Raw genomic sequence first — 16,609 nt, 5'->3', positions numbered from 1 at the left:
TCAGTCCTTTCTTTAGTTAAAGAACAATATGTCATCACGATAATTTTGTTTCAAGTCATCTTCTAAATATTTCAAGAAACGTTCTAGAACAACGGAAGCTTCTGCTCGAGACAGTGGTTTATTTGGATTAAAACGTCCAGCAGAATCGCCAATCATCAATCCAAGCTCATTGGCAATATAGATACCATCTCTTGCAAAGTTTGGAATTTGGTTGTCATCCGTAAATTTCGTTAAAAAGCCAGGATTCGGCGCTCTATTTTCCAGGCCTAAGGCACGAACAAAGATAGTTGCCGCCTGTGCTCTTGTGATAGCACCATCAGGCATGAAGTAATCCGCTGAAACCCCTTTAATGATCCCTTTATTTAAAGCTGATTCAATATAGAAATAGTCTTTAGTAGATCGTTTTAAATCCTTAAAGACACTTGTAGTAGGAGCTTTTCTTGATTTCTTTTCTTCAAACACGCGTAGGTCAACCGCTTTACCAATGGCTGTAGTAAAATCAATGCGTTTCATTGGTGTTTTAGGAGAGAAGAAATTACTTGAATCTGAATAAATACCTAGAGAATACAGTTTCTCAATTGCTTCTTTCGCATAATGATTTGTTAAGTCCCGAAATTTAGGAATAATAAGACGTTCAATAGTTGGCATATATTCTGTATCTAAATCCAGTGTACCTTTTTGTCCAGAAGCTAAATTATAAGTGTACTCCGATATAACGTCCTTTTCACTGACAACGGCATAGCCACCTTCGAAGCTACCTAAAGTACCTAGGTTCTCCTCGTAATTCAGGATACGTGATTTACTAGTAGATACGCGATTTTTTACATGGCTTGTCTTACCATCACTGAATGAATATACAGACTCTGTGATTTGTGTTTCAGTTGCTCCCCAAAAGTTTTCATAGCCTGCATGTCTGCTATCAGTTTCAATCGTTATGGTGTTTTGAACCGCATTTTTCCCTTTGCCAGTTTCATAGGCATAGGTCTTTCTTGAAATTACATTTCCCGAGTAATAATCAGAAGCTGCCCGATTATCTGTAACAGTTCCTTGGGAAAATTGATAATCGACTAAAGAATAAGTAATCGATCCGATTGTAATTTTTTCAGTATATTTCTTAACCTCTCCATTAGAAGTTTTTTGACCAATACTTGCATAATCCACAACATCTGACTCGTAGGCAATGTTTCTTGTTAATGTTGCGCCATTGTTGCCAGTTAACTTCATACTATACATTTCAGTTAATTTGCCCTTCGATTCTTTTTGTGTAATTTTAATATCTTTACTTGTTCCTTTGAAAATGACGGGTGATCCTGAAAGAAATACCGCTTCCTCATATGTATATTCATTTTTCACGGCACCTGTTGTTTCTAATGAAGCAGCTGATGCATGGAATGGTGTAATCGAATTAATTACAAAAATAGCCAGAATGACTAACACTAATTTTGACCAATTTTTTGGCATGCGCTTATCCTCTCTTTCACTGTACATAAAGTGAATCATGATGCTAGCTTTAAAAATTTCTAAAGCAAAAATCTGCTTATCTTTCGAAAGTATTGACAATTTAGCCCATAAGCCGAAGCGAAGATTCCTTTTTTAGATTATGAATACATCGCCTTTTTGCTAATACTATTCGCATTAGACTCGCAGATTTTAGTATGTTATTGACATTAATCTACTAAAATAAAATGTCCCTTTACAAATCGATCCGATAGTACAACTAAACGATCCGATGGCTGTAAATCAGATGCCTGAATCACTTTACCTGCTTTTATCAGTGTCGCTTGATCAATATTCATATTAATCATCTCACCTGCTTCATACCAATGGCCATTTTGCCATTGACTAACACTCTTGACGTTTATAACAGCAGGATACGTAGATTTCACAGATTGTAACTTCCCTGTAAGCATTAATGGTGCAACGGGTTTGGCATTATCTAACATATGAAGGGCCTGTACATGACCATCCTTCACATAGAAGTAACCATAATCCCCTTCAGATAAATAAAGTTCAATATCAGGCATGACATTATATGTTCTACTTCCGTCATCTACCTTTGCCTTTGTTGAATTACTAACCGACAGAACTGTACGATCTGTTTTCTTGAAAACATTGGATTCTATTTTCATAGCATCGTCAATTTCAATAAGGTATCCATCAGCTTGAGATAATCGTCCATAATATAATTCATGACCAGCTAAGTTTGGAGACATAAAGCTATCACTCGTCACTTGCACTACTTGTGCATAGTGATCACGAGCAGCACCATCTGTAATTACAAATGCTGTACCATAAGCCATAAGCCCCGTCGGTTCAATTAAACGCCCATTACGAATTAAAATAGTTCCATTATGGAAATACATTGAGCCTGCTGTTTTAAGTTTTAACAGTTTGTAATCTGTATCAACAGATAGCATTGGTTCATAATAAGTTCGTTCATTATTTTTCAATACTACAATTTTCTCAATAACTTCTTTCCCAAATTGTTTTACAGTCGCGTAGTAAGCTTCACTACCAATATAATTTTTCAGTTGACCTTTCTCTACCTTAGTATTTCCCACATATATCGGTACCTTGGAAGTAAAAGGCATTGTTGAAAGGTCTGCAGTTATTTGAGAGCCAAATTGCCAGTTAACAAAAGCATGCTGGTTTTTGACAGTTAATTTATTGGCATTAGGATTAACTGCTTGTATTTCCCCTTTATATAGGTTTTCTACAAGCGTACCCGTTTCACTTATTGCTATTTTTGTAACAATAGAAGTATTTTTATTTTTCAAGCTCAATTTAATTCGATCTCCAACATATAGTGCACTGATATCCGTTGCAGATGAGCTTTTTTGATAAACGGTTTCTTTATTAATATAGTAAGTAGTCTCTGCACCAACATCTGGCTTAACCATAATAAATAATCCATTAGGATCGATACTTGTTACGACACCAGCAATTGTGGTACTGTTGCCTCCAGTTGATGGAACATTCGTTTCTGTTGGTAAATTAGATTTACCTCGTAGTTCCACAACACTTCTTAAAGAAATGTCAGCTTCCACTTCCATGCCCATTTTAAAACCTTCTATAGTTGTGGACGTATTATTAATAAATAAGCGTGTGTTCTTACTAATATTGTAGGTTACAGAACGGCCTCGATCATTTTGCAATGTCACTTTACTCAGTTGCTTTTCTATCGTGCCATCTGGCTTGGTATATTCTGAATATGTTACATCAACAAAGGTACCAGTTACTAATTGGGCAGCCTTAGCTGTTTGGTTAAAGGAAAAAACTAGAACCATCAGTAACATAATCGATAGTATGTATGATATCTTTTTCAAAAATTCTGCCTCCTTGCTAAATTTTAGTCATGAATAGTATATCGTATTATTGGTAGTTTTTCTCATTCAAAAAGTTACAATTTCTATCTTAACCGATAACTTTAAAAGTAAAGGTAGCTTTCAATTAAAGCTACCTTGCCTGCTCAGACCTGAACATCAATTGTATGTCCAGCTGTCGGATGTGGAGCATCTAACATTTCAACTAATTGTTCTGTGTTTTGCTGCTGCATATCCATCGCTTGTTTTGTTACAGCCAAGGATACGTTTTGCATAAGTGTCGCTTGATTCATTGCTATCGATAAAGCCGCTATATCCATACAGTCCACCTCCTATCTACCTTATCGGCAAATTTTTTTATTTCTCAAGCATATTCTCCAAGTTTCTCCATACTTCATTAGTAAAAATAAAAAGCATCTACAGTCCTAATTCATTAGAACCAATAGATGCTTTTTTTTACATTCTATTTTCGATAGTACGCCAAGCCTCTTCAAAACCAAGGCCTGTTTCTGAAGAAAAGACAATAAGTGGATCATTTTTTTCCATCTCCAATGTCTCTTTGACAATTTTTTTATGCTTATCCCATTTACCTTTTGGAATTTTATCTGCCTTCGTTGCAATCACAATGCAAGGAATATTATAATGCTTTAAAAAATCATACATCATGCGATCATCCGCTGTTGGAGGATGACGCAAATCAATAATTTGTACAACTGCTTTTAATTCTTGACGCCCTGTAAAGTAACGCTCAATCATTTTTCCCCACGCTTCACGCTCTGATTTCGAAACCTTTGCATAACCATAGCCCGGAACATCTACAAAAAATAATTGTTCTTCAATTTTATAAAAGTTCAGGGTTTGTGTTTTACCAGGTTTAGACGAAATACGCGCTAAAGCTTTACGTCCGATCATTCGATTAATGAAGGAAGATTTCCCTACATTTGAACGACCAGCTAATGCAAATTCTGGCAGTCCATCTTCTGGATATTGGTCTGGTCTTACCGCACTAATGACCATTTCGACATTATGGACTTTCATTTTTCTAAATACCTCCGTCCAGTGCATAGGCTAATACTTCATCTGCCGATGACACTAGTTTAAATGTAAGTTGCTCACGGACACTGTCAGGAATATCTTCTATATCGCGTTCATTATCCTGTGGACAAATAATAGTTGTTAATCCTGCACGGTGAGCACTTAATGTTTTTTCTTTCAAACCACCAATTGGTAGTACTCGACCACGTAATGTGATCTCACCTGTCATCCCCACTTCTCTGCGAATCGGTCGGTTTAGAATTGCAGAGACAATAGCTGTCGCCATTGTAATACCTGCAGATGGCCCGTCTTTAGGGACAGCACCTTCTGGAACGTGAATATGGATATCATGTGTATCAAAATATTCTGGATCTACTTGAAGTTTCTCCATTTTTGTTCGAACATAGGATAAGGCTGTTTGAGCTGATTCTTTCATGACATCTCCCAGCTTACCTGTTAGTTGCAATTTCCCTTTTCCAGGTGTTAAGGATACTTCAATTTGTAATGTGTCGCCACCAACTGTTGTGTAAGCAAGACCAGTTGCAACACCTACTTGATTTTCCTTTTCAGCCTGTCCGTAACGGAAACGATGTTTACCAAGCAATTCTTGGATTGATTTCGAGTTAACCGTTACCCGTTTTTTCTCACCCGAGACAATTATCTTGGCAATTTTACGACAAAGCGTAGCAATTTGACGTTCTAAACCACGTACTCCAGCCTCACGTGTATAATAACGGATAATATCAATTACGGCTTCATCCTTAATAATAACTTGTGACTTTTTCAAACCATGTTCTTTCAATTGCTTCGGAATTAAATGATTATTCGTAATCTGCGCTTTTTCAATTTCTGTATAGCCTGCTATAGAAATTACTTCCATACGGTCTAACAATGGTCCTGGGATGCTACTCAAATCATTGGCAGTGGCAATAAATAGGACATTTGATAAATCATATGTTTCCTCAATATAGTGATCACTAAATGTATTGTTTTGCGCAGGATCTAAAACTTCTAGCATCGCTGCAGCAGGATCTCCTCTAAAGTCATTAGACATTTTATCAATTTCATCTAATAAAAATACCGGATTAATGGTACCAGCCTTTTTCATTCCTTGGATAATACGACCTGGCATAGCTCCTACATACGTACGACGGTGCCCACGAATTTCAGATTCATCACGAACCCCACCTAATGAAATACGAATAAATTTGCGGTCTAAGCTTTCCGCGATAGAGCGAGCTAATGATGTTTTCCCCACACCTGGAGGTCCCGCTAAGCAAAGTATCGGTCCACGAAGTGAATTTTTCAGCTGACGGACAGCTAAATATTCAAGAACCCGTTCTTTAACTTTTTCTAATCCATCATGATCCCGATTCAAAATGTTCTCAGCATGATCAATATTCATGCGATCCTCAGTTGCTTTTGTCCAAGGTAATGAAATGAGCCAATCGATGTAATTTCGGATAACGCCACTTTCAGCACTAGCACCTGGAATTTTTTCATACCTATCTAATTCCTTCAGTGCCACTTCTTTTGTTGACTCAGGCATCCCTGACGCATCAATTGATTTACGTAACTCTGCTACTTCACCCGTTTTTCCTTCACGGTCCCCAAGCTCGGTTTGGATAGCCTTCATCTGTTCACGTAAATAATATTCTTTTTGCGTACGCTCCATCGATTGCTTCACTTTTGAATTGATCTTCTTTTCCAGATCGAGTACTTCTTGTTCATCGTGCAAACGAATAATTAAGTGATCTAGTCGTTTCTTCACATTCAGCATTTCCAACACTTCTTGCTTATCTGCAATTTTAAATGGTAAATGTGATGCAATAATGTCTGCTAATCGTCCTGGTTCCTCAATATCTGCTACAGTGTTGATGGTCTCGGCTGTTATTTTATTAGAGGATTTAGCATATTTTTCAAAATACGTTAATAGTGTACGCATTAAAGCTTGCGTTTCTACATCCTTACCTAACAAATCCTCTTTTACGTCGATATCAACAAATGTAAAATTTTCTAAGGCACGATAGTTTTTCCAAGATGCACGCGCGACTCCCTCAACTAAAATTCGCAATGTGCCATTTGGTAATTTTAACATTTGTTTGACATAAGCCATTGTACCAATCGCGTATAAATCTTGTTCTTCTGGCTGTTCATCGTGCATTTCCTTTTGTGTTACCAATAAAATCATCTGGTCCTCTAACATTGCCTGTTCTAGCGCTGCTACAGAACGATTTCTACCCACATCAATATGTAACACCATCGATGGGAATACTAAAAGTCCACGTAAAGGTAATAATGGTACATTTGTTGTTTTTTGTATAGTTACCATGCGGGTATTCACCTCCGTCAAAATTTTCATGTTCAATTCCCGCGCTACTAGTATGTGTTTAAAAAACTGATTCACACTAGTTATTGAAACGAGCCAAAAATTTCTACAAGTCAGTTGGCCAATATGTAAGAATGAATAAAAAGCTGACTGTCGATATGTGCGAACATTGCACAATCGAAGTCAGCTAATTACTCTTTATCTCATAACGGTAGACAGCCAAATCTATACGCTATGCTGAAGTTTTTGTGTCGCTACCTTCATCGAGTTCAGTGCCATCTTCAAGAAGCAATTTCGGTTTTTCTTTATCCGTAATTGTTTTTGCAGTAATGATACATTTTTTTACGTCTTCACGTGAAGGCAGTTCGTACATTACATCAAGCATCGTTGACTCAATTATTGAACGAAGACCACGTGCACCTGTTTTACGCTCAATTGCTTCCTTCGCAATTTCCGCAAGTGCACCTTCATCAAACTCAAGCTCAACACCGTCTAGTTCAAGCATTTTCTGATATTGCTTAGCTAACGCATTTTTAGGCTCTGTCAAAATTTGTACTAGTGCAGCTTCATTTAATTGCTCTAGGCTAGCAAGTACTGGTAATCGACCAATGAACTCTGGAATTAGACCAAATTTCAGTAAATCCTCAGGAATCAGCTTAGACATGATAGAACCTTCATCTACGTCCACTATATTCGGATCTGAACCAAATCCAATTATTTTTTCACCTTGGCGACGTTTAATGATGGATTCAATGCCATCAAATGCTCCACCAACAATGAATAAAATATTGGTTGTATCGATTTGTAAAAACTCTTGATGAGGATGTTTTCGGCCACCTTGTGGTGGAACACTTGCAACAGTTCCTTCTAAAATCTTTAGAAGTGCCTGCTGAACACCTTCGCCAGAAACATCGCGTGTAATGGATGGGTTTTCTGACTTACGTGCAACTTTATCGATTTCATCAATATAGATAATACCTTTTTCAGCGCGTTCGATATCATAATCTGCTGATTGGATTAGCTTTAATAAAATATTTTCAACGTCCTCACCCACATATCCTGCTTCAGTTAATGAAGTAGCATCCGCAATCGCGAATGGAACATTTAATATACGTGCTAACGTTTGAGCTAATAATGTTTTACCGCTACCAGTCGGGCCGATTAACACAATGTTCGATTTTGCCAGTTCAACATCATCAATTTTACTGTTTGTATTGATGCGTTTATAGTGATTATAAACCGCAACTGCTAATGCTTTTTTAGCACGCTCTTGTCCAATTACATACTCATCTAAAATCGTTAGAATCTCTTTTGGTTTCGGGATATCTTGGAATTCGATTTCCTCTTCTACACCTAGTTCCTCTACAACGATTTCTGAACAAAGCTCAATACACTCATCACAAATATACACACCAGGACCTGCTACTAATTTACGCACTTGTTCTTGTGGTTTTCCACAGAATGAGCATTTTAAATTGCCTTTTTCATCATTAAATTTGAACAATATGTTTCACCCCTATTCAAGCAACAATCTTACAAGATTATTGAACCTTTATCAAATAAATTGTCTGCATCATTTATGCCTTCGCATTCATGCAAGTAGATTATAACATCATGTTGTTTACTTCATTCGCCGTCTGCAGCATATTTTTCAGGAACCCATTTGCGCGACCTTTCGTTTCTGAGGTCTCGGTTCTTCACTACTGACATATAAGATTCAAGCTGTCATCAACTACTGATATCTTGATCAGCTACATAGCTTTTTATTTATAAATCTACTACATTCATCTACCAAGGCTTTTTTCATTCGAAGAAATGTTGATTGTTAATGTCTTTATTATGATCTTACAGAATGAAGTAAAATGAGCATCGTGTAAAAATAAAAACAATACTATGTATAAGTGAAGTGTAAAGTGAGTCGTACTAAACTTTAAGGGGACTGATTTTTAGTTGATGTGATAAAACAAGGCACGGTTTAATGCCGTACCTTGTTTTTTTTAGCTATCTAATTACACAAAATCTTATTCAGTAATTTTAGCGTTTTCTACTAAAAATTCAACTGTTTTTTGGATTTTGATGTCGTTTTCAAGTACTGCTGTACCACCTAAAGCACCTGTAATTTGCTCTTTTGTCATGTTGAATTGAGCAGCCATTTTTTCTAATTCTGCTTCAATATCTGCTTCAGTTGCTTCAATTTTTTCAGCTTCAGCAATCGCTTCTAGTGTTAAAGATACACGTACACGGCTTTCTGCTTCTTCTTTCATTTGACCACGTAAATCTTCTTCAGATTGGCCAGAGAATTGGTAGTATAGATCTAAGTTCATACCTTGTGTTTGTAGACGTTGACCAAACTCTTGCAACATACGATCAGTTTCAGAGTTAATCATTCCTGCTGGTACTTCAAACTCAGCATTTTCAGAAGCTTTTTCTACTAGCTCATCACGAAGAGATGCATCAGATTCTGCTACTTTTTGTGCTTCTGTTTGTTCTTTAATTTTAGCGCGTAAAGCTTCTACGCTTTCTACTTCTGAATCTAATTCTTTTGCGAATTCATCATTTAATTCAGGAAGAACTTTTGTTTTAACTTCTTTCACTGTTACTTTGAAAGTAGCTTCTTTGCCTGCTAATTCAGCAGCATGGTATTCTTCTGGGAATGTAACAACTACATCTTTAGATTCGCCAGCTTTCACACCTGTTAATTGCTCTTCAAAACCAGGAATGAAAGAACCAGAACCGATTTCTAGTGGATAGTCTTCACCTTTACCACCTTCAAAAGCTTCTTCACCAACGAAACCTTCGAAATCGATTACTGCTGTATCGCCTTCAACGATTGCTTCGTCTTCTTTAATTTCAAGTTCAGCTTTACGAGCTAATTGGTCTTGAATTTGAGCGTCTACTTCTTCATCAGTTACTTCAACTGGAAGTTTAGCTACTTCTAGACCTTTGTAGTCACCAAGTTTTGGTTCTGGTTTAACTGTTACTTGTGCAGTGAATGAGAAATCTTGACCATGTACAAAGTTTTCTGTACCAGAGATTTCTGGGTAATCAACTGGCATAATTCTAGCTTCATCGATTGCCTTTGCATAAGAATCAGGAACGATAATTTCTAATGCATCTTGGTATAAAGATTCGATACCGAAACGTTGTTCGAACATTTTACGAGGCATTTTACCTTTACGGAAACCTGGTACGTTAATTTGTTTTACAACTTTTTTGAACGCTTGGTCCATTGCTGCATCTACTTCTGCAGCTGGTACTTCAATTGTAAGAGTACCGATATTACCTTCTTGTTTTTCCCATTTTGCTGACATGTATAAATACCTCCAAATAAATAATCAAGTTTAGGATGTTAGACAATTCATTCGTAACTACGATTTTGACAACCATTTTAGTATAACATAGATGTGTATAGTTTCAACTTTTTTCATACCTAATGTAGTTCTGTTAGCTTTTCTAACATTTGTAAAAAGTCTACGATTTCATAGTCCATTTCTTTCACATTCCCTAGCATTGATGATACAAAATCTATATAACTATAGGCAACATCTTCCGCCTCAAATGGATGCCATTCAAAGGGAAATGTGACAATGGCATGTTTCGCCATTAAGTATTGTACCATTTCCAACGTCGTTGGGTCTTGTGTCAACTTACTTTCAACTATATTTTTTATTTCACCATATTGTGGTAATTGATTAGGTAAAGATAGTTGTGCGGGGTTTATCGTTTTTGAATGCCCCAATTTTGAAACCGTAATATCAATTGAAACTTCCTGTTCAACTAATAGGATTAAAGCCAAGCTTTGGACAAAAGGATGGACGGTTGTACTTTCAATAATTGCTTGCAATGCCGTTTTTAACTGTCTTACATTGGTATCCATCAGACGATGTAATTTGATAGATTGCTCATTCGCAACTAGTGCACTAAATTTTTCAAGCTCATACTCCTGCTCTTCTATAAACCGTTGCGCATTTTCTTTTTTTTCAAGATTTTTGGATACTTCTCTATTAAGACTTTTTAATCGTTCAAATTTCTCCACTTGATCACTTGGCAGTACACTTTCCTCTAGGAGGGTCGTGATCAACGTCTCTACTTGATGATATTCCTTCAACTGCATGCAAATTGTAATATACAATTCCATGACTTCCACATACATTGTTGTCCCCATTGTAAAAAGCTGTTCACAAACTCCTTTTGCCTTGTCATAATCCTTTAATTCGTATAAAGCAAAGGCATAGGCGCTAAGCGCAAATTCATCACCCGTTTCATATATAAAGGCCTTTTCAAAACTTGCAACAGCTTTCTCGTATTGATAATTTTCAGCAAACATATGCCCTTCACGTATTAATGTTTGGACAGCGCCTGGAAAAACAATAATATTGTCATGTTTAATAACATGACGCTTACGTTTTGTCAATTCCCTCACCTCCTCTGTTCTATTTTTCATTTCGATTATTTACTAAAAAATCCACAATTTTCTTATTTTTTACAAAAAAATAATTGCTTTTACATTCATATTTTGTAATAAATTGTATTATAATTAGAATAGTCTAAAATTTATTACAACTTGCAGACTTTCTTCCTAGTTATCTGCATACAGAAAATCAAGTTCTTAATAAGGAGTGGAATACATGCAATTACTAGATACAATCACTGAATTTGACCATTGTATCTCACCTGCATTCGAGGCATTATCGATTAAAGTCATTTCATTTTCTACAGCGGACGGACCTATTCAAGATAATCCGATCGAATTTGAATTTTTAACACGTACAAAAATTGATGTGTATACGCAAGAAGCTAGCACTTATCTTTTACGTATTCTTGGAACAATTCCTGGTTCTATTGCACTTGGGCATCAAAATGAATCTCTTTCCATTATTCCTCAAAAAGTAAACATCGAATGTAATGACAAGCTGTTACATGTGGACAAAAAAGATATGCATCAAATTTTACAACATCCTGAGCCGAATCGTCATTACAGCGAATGGCTTATTGATGCTATAAAAAATACCAATATTCTCGTTGAGCTGAAGACAAACCAGCATTCACTGATTGAATGGCCAATCGGTATAAAATCTGCAGCCATAATATAGGTAGAGATAGACATACTTCATCGTATGTCTTTTTTTGTTACTCTTATTTAAGCCTTTCCATTTTATTGCGTTTCTATCATAACAACTTTCTATAGTTTCTGGAAATAATATTATAACAGCCACAAACATTAAAGTGTTTGTATTGTCGATTCAAATAGTAAGTGTCTTTCCGTCCTGCATCAGGATTGCAAATTGGTCGATTTGCTTGAAAAAGGAGCTATAATAATAGAACAAACCTTATGATGGAGGCACATAAATATGAATGTAAAAGAAACACTACAATCTTTTTCTACTATGACAATGCATGAACGTCAGTCAGTGATGAAGGACAACGGAGAATGGCTCTTACAGGAGATGTTAACGCACATTGGCTCAACTGATGCTGAATTGCGTGATCATTTAATTTATCGTACGTTTGTTGATTTACTGAGTGATAATTTATTAAGCACACAACAATTACAATTATTATTTGAGACAGCAACAAGTGAGGAATTTTTATATGTACATATCGGAGAAGCACCAACAGACAGTGTCTTTACTAGATCATTCTCTGCACTGCTTATTGCAGGTATACTTGCAAAGGATGCCGAGATGCTTGTTTTAAAAGATGAGGAGTTGCAGCCGTTCTTTAAAAAAATTGGACGTTATCTATTATTAGAACAAGATACAAGAGGTTACGTAAAGGATAAAGGATGGGCTCATAGCATTTCACATGGGGCTGATTTAGCCTCCATGACTATTAAACACCCAAAATTCGATTTGCAATATGCTCCATCCATTTTACATGCACTTAAGCTTGTCACGTGGAAAGGCACTGTCTATGTCAATGATGAAGAAGAGCGATTAATCAACATAGTAGATGCTTTATTACAACAAAACTACTCGGAGGAAGCTTTGATCGAATTTGTTGAACAAGCCTTTGATAAGTTTGAAATGCATTTAATGACGCACGGTTATAATGATAGCTTTTTTAGTGGGCGCACTTGTACATTAAACTTCATGAAGACATTATATTTTTCTTTAAAAATGAATAATAAAGCCCCCAAACTACAAAATACAATCTATGGGCAAGTAGCCAAATGGCTCAAGCTTGGTGACTGACTAAAAAATGCTGATTCGTTACGTATCTTTCTCACAAACATAAAAAATTTCTACCATTTTAGCAAACTAAGAATTTACTTAGTTTGCTTTTTGTTTTTCAAATAGAATATAAATATGTAAATTTATGTATAATCAAGAAAACTATTTGTTATATTAACATAATTAATAACACTCCCCATTTATTCCCTTTTCAATCATTCCTTTCATTGATAGTTCATCCTAATGTTTCCACACAATGAGTCTTCTTCTACTCCTTTTATAGAAAAAAGGCAAATGAAATATATTATTATGTCCGATGGGATACGGATTTTATTACAAAACAGCGTCCAAAATGTGAAATGCAATTTTTCATAAAAAAAACTATTTACTTAGGTAAACATGAAGAATGCAGTATTTTCAACGTTTCCACAGTGTTTAATAAACAAAACCTTAAAATACCAATACTAAAATAACGTTTTTTGTTCAAAAAATGTTCAAATTCAATGTATCTTTACTATCATTTTCATAACAAAATTATGTTTTTTCTTAAAAACAGGGCGTATAATCCAATGTGCAAACAACGACAAGCTGTGACAATCGTTATAGACATGTACGTATGTGAAACGATTGCACAAATCATTGATTTTGCTAACGCTTGCATTAGACCAATCAACTTCAAGATTTATGTTTCATATTGAACCATGCCATTGTAAATTCTTAAGTTGTTGATTGGTACGCCAAGATAAAAGAGGTGACCTCAGTATCCACTATTTATAAATGTGAACTGACAAAAAACACATGAATTTTATGAATAGCCGTTCTATAGAAAGGAGTCAAACATGAAGAAAAAATTAAGTTTAATGTTTGTAGCATTGGGTGCCCTTGCACTACTTGCTGGATGTGAGCCATTAACAGTGTTCAATCCTAAAGGACCAAATGCAGAAACATTATCAAACACAATTATTTTATCCATTATTACAATGGCCTTTATATTACTAGTCGTGTATGTGCTTTTAGCCTTTATGCTAACTAAATATCGTGCGTCAAAAGCATCTGCAGATTATGAGCCACCTCATGAAGAGGGTAGCCATCTTCTAGAAATCACATGGACAGTAATTCCTATTATTATTGTTGCATTCTTGGCTGTTGTAACTGTAAGAACAACATCTACTGTAGAGGCTCAGCCAGCAGGATATGACGATAAAGAACCTTTAGTAATTTATGCATCATCATCAAACTGGAAATGGCATTTTAGTTACCCTGAAGAAGGTGTTGAAACAGTTAACTATGTCAATCTTCCAGTGGATCGTCCAATTGAGTTTAAATTATACTCATTCGGTCCGATTACAAGTTTCTGGATTCCTCAATTAGCAGGTCAAAAATATGCCATGAGTGATATGTTAACAACTATCCACCTTGCAGCAGATGAAGTGGGTTCATTCATGGGACGTAACTCTAACTTCAATGGACGTGGATTTGCAGAAATGGAATTTGAAGCACAATCTATGACACAAGAAGACTTCGATAAATGGGTTGCTGATGTTAAAGCAAAAGAAAAACCATTAACAGAAGAAAAATTTGATGAGCTATTAAAGGCTGAGCATGTTGGTCGCCAAAGCTTCTCATCTACACACTTAGAATTCAGCCCTGCCCCAATGGAACATGGTAAAAACATGAAAATGGGTGACATGGACCATGGTGACATGTCTGAAGAAGATATGAATAATGAACATTCAGGTCATTAATTTACATTTAACTTTGAACGAGTAGAATATTAATTTTTAATTTTGAAAGGAGCGCATCCAATGAGTATGGAAGAATTATTCCATCCAATGCAAGAACCGATGATTTTAGCGGCAGCTATTAGTATCGTAGTTGGAGCAGTCGTTATCGTAGCTGGCCTTACTTATTTCAAAAAATGGGGCTATTTCTACAAAAACTGGCTATCAACTGTTGACCATAAAAAAATCGGGATTATGTATATCGCTGTAGCATTATTAATGCTATTCCGCGGTGGTATCGATGCACTATTAATGCGTGCACAAACAGCTGTTCCGGATAACGGGCTTCTTGATGCACAACATTATAATGAAATTTTCACAACACACGGTTTATTAATGATTTTATTTATGGCGATGCCATTTGTTATTGGTTTAATGAACATTGTCATCCCACTTCAAATTGGTGCACGTGACGTTGCTTTCCCACGTTTAAATGCTGTCAGTTTTTGGCTATTCGCAGCAGGTGCTGGTTTATTAAACTTATCATTCATTATCGGTGGTTCACCAGACGCTGGTTGGACAGCCTACTTCCCTCTTGCCAGTACGGATTTCAGTCCGACTGTAGGGAATAACTATTATTCTTTAGCACTTCAATTATCAGGTATTGGTACATTAATGACAGGTGTTAACTTCATCACGACTATTATTAAAATGCGTGCACCTGGTATGAAATTAATGAAAATGCCAATGTTTACTTGGTCGATTTTAATTACAAACGTAATTATTGTATTCGCATTCCCAGTATTAACTGTAGCGCTTGCTCTTATGATGTTAGACCGTCAATTCGGTACTAAATTCTTTGCAATGCAAGACGGCGGTATGGATATGCTTTGGGCCAACCTATTCTGGGTTTGGGGACATCCTGAAGTTTATATCGTTATTCTACCTGCTTTCGGTATTTTCTCAGAAATCATTGCAACATTTGCGCGTAAAAACTTGTACGGCTATAAATCAATGGTTATGAGTATGGTTGTCATTTCTTTACTATCATTCGTAGTTTGGGCCCACCACTTCTATACAATGGGTCACGGGGTAATGGTAAACAGCGTATTCTCTATTACAACAATGGCAATCGCCGTTCCAACCGGTGTTAAAATATTTAACTGGCTACTGACGATGAGGAACGGGAAAATTCAATTTACAACACCGATGCTTTATGCTCTTGGCTTTATTCCAATCTTCACAATTGGTGGGGTTACAGGGGTAATGCTAGCGATGGCAAGTGCTGACTATCAATATCATAATACGATGTTCTTAGTTGCCCACTTCCACTACGTTTTAATTCCAGGTACAGTATTCGGTGTACTTGCAGGTTACCACTACTGGTGGCCAAAAATGTTCGGTTTCCGTTTAAATGAAAAATTAGGGAAAACTGCGTTCTGGTTCATTGCAATCAGCTTCAACGTAACATTCTTCCCACTATTCATTTTAGGTTTAGATGGTTATGCTCGTCGTATGTACACTTACTCAGAATCAACAGGCTATGGACCATTGAACATGTTATCATTCGTTGGTGCTTTAGGACTTGCAGTCGGCTTTGCGCTGATCGTTTACAATATCTACTACAGCTGGAAACATATGCCTCGTGATGAAAAGGCAGATGTATGGGAAGGTCGTACACTTGAATGGGCTACTCATTCTCCAGTACCAGAATACAACTTTGCAGTTGTTCCAACTGTTACTCGCTTAGATGAGTTCTGGTTCGCGAAAAAAGAAGGTCGCGATATTACAGCAGGTAAAATTGAAAAAATTCACATGCCAAATAATACAGGCACACCTTTCTGGATGAGTGGATTCTTCTTCCTTGCAGCATTCTTCGCTGTATTCAATCTATGGGTGCCAGCCATCATTAGTATGCTTGGTGTATTTGGCTTCATGATCCATCGTTCTTTCGAAAAAGACCATGGTCGTTATATTTCAGTTGAGGAAGTCATGGCAACTGAGAAAAGCTTGAGAGGTGATAAATAA

12 protein-coding genes are annotated in these 16,609 nt (G+C 36.4%); 4 read left to right on the top strand and 8 right to left on the bottom strand.

What is annotated here, in order from left to right; all coding sequences use genetic code 11:
* Positions 1 to 12: 12 nt before the first annotated feature.
* From C9J29_RS09225 to C9J29_RS09190, 8 genes are all read right to left on the bottom strand, one after another.
* Positions 13 to 1,461 carry an S-layer homology domain-containing protein gene (locus C9J29_RS09225; protein ID WP_107922042.1) on the bottom strand — a complete coding sequence of 483 codons (1,449 nt, stop codon included), beginning with the start codon at positions 1,459 to 1,461 and terminating at the stop codon, positions 13 to 15.
* A 206-nt stretch (positions 1,462 to 1,667) separates the two neighbouring features.
* Entirely contained in the window at positions 1,668 to 3,326 is a 1,659-nt protein-coding gene (locus tag C9J29_RS09220) for a DUF5666 domain-containing protein (protein ID WP_043990747.1), read from the bottom strand.
* Positions 3,327 to 3,469: 143 nt separating this feature from the next.
* On the bottom strand, positions 3,470 to 3,643 hold the full coding sequence (locus tag C9J29_RS09215; RefSeq protein ID WP_008180656.1) for a YjfB family protein: 174 nt from the start codon (positions 3,641 to 3,643) through the stop codon (positions 3,470 to 3,472).
* A 136-nt stretch (positions 3,644 to 3,779) separates the two neighbouring features.
* On the bottom strand, positions 3,780 to 4,361 hold the full coding sequence (gene yihA / locus C9J29_RS09210) for a ribosome biogenesis GTP-binding protein YihA/YsxC (protein ID WP_008180654.1): 582 nt from the start codon (positions 4,359 to 4,361) through the stop codon (positions 3,780 to 3,782).
* A gap of 4 nt (positions 4,362 to 4,365) precedes the next feature.
* The gene (gene lon, locus C9J29_RS09205) at positions 4,366 to 6,690 is read right to left on the bottom strand and encodes an endopeptidase La (protein ID WP_043990746.1); all 2,325 of its coding nucleotides are present in this window, start codon (positions 6,688 to 6,690) and stop codon (positions 4,366 to 4,368) included.
* A gap of 229 nt (positions 6,691 to 6,919) precedes the next feature.
* Entirely contained in the window at positions 6,920 to 8,191 is a 1,272-nt protein-coding gene (gene clpX, locus C9J29_RS09200) for an ATP-dependent protease ATP-binding subunit ClpX (protein ID WP_008180649.1), read from the bottom strand.
* Between the two features lie 517 nt (positions 8,192 to 8,708).
* Positions 8,709 to 9,998, bottom strand: a complete 1,290-nt coding sequence (gene tig / locus C9J29_RS09195) for a trigger factor (RefSeq protein WP_107922041.1) — start codon at positions 9,996 to 9,998, stop codon at positions 8,709 to 8,711.
* A 119-nt stretch (positions 9,999 to 10,117) separates the two neighbouring features.
* Positions 10,118 to 11,110, bottom strand: coding sequence for a DUF3196 family protein (locus C9J29_RS09190; protein WP_237068812.1), 993 nt, complete (start codon positions 11,108 to 11,110; stop codon positions 10,118 to 10,120).
* 205 nt (positions 11,111 to 11,315) lie between these two features.
* On the opposite strand from C9J29_RS09190, the gene C9J29_RS09185 reads away from it, so the two are divergent.
* The 4 genes from C9J29_RS09185 to qoxB all read left to right on the top strand — a co-directional run bounded on the left by C9J29_RS09185 (position 11,316) and on the right by qoxB (position 16,609).
* Positions 11,316 to 11,780, top strand: a complete 465-nt coding sequence (locus C9J29_RS09185) for a hypothetical protein (RefSeq protein ID WP_089986695.1) — start codon at positions 11,316 to 11,318, stop codon at positions 11,778 to 11,780.
* Between the two features lie 258 nt (positions 11,781 to 12,038).
* Positions 12,039 to 12,881, top strand: coding sequence for a DUF2785 domain-containing protein (locus C9J29_RS09180; RefSeq protein ID WP_090002890.1), 843 nt, complete (start codon positions 12,039 to 12,041; stop codon positions 12,879 to 12,881).
* 818 nt (positions 12,882 to 13,699) lie between these two features.
* Positions 13,700 to 14,605: a cytochrome aa3 quinol oxidase subunit II gene (qoxA, locus tag C9J29_RS09175; protein ID WP_008180850.1), complete on the top strand. Its 906-nt coding sequence runs from the start codon at positions 13,700 to 13,702 to the stop codon at positions 14,603 to 14,605.
* Positions 14,606 to 14,665: 60 nt separating this feature from the next.
* Positions 14,666 to 16,609, top strand: coding sequence for a cytochrome aa3 quinol oxidase subunit I (qoxB, locus tag C9J29_RS09170; protein WP_107922039.1), 1,944 nt, complete (start codon positions 14,666 to 14,668; stop codon positions 16,607 to 16,609).

The organism is Lysinibacillus fusiformis (assembly GCF_003049525.1).
Lineage (GTDB): Bacteria > Bacillota > Bacilli > Bacillales_A > Planococcaceae > Lysinibacillus > Lysinibacillus fusiformis.
This window is presented reverse-complemented; position numbering and strand designations above follow the sequence as displayed.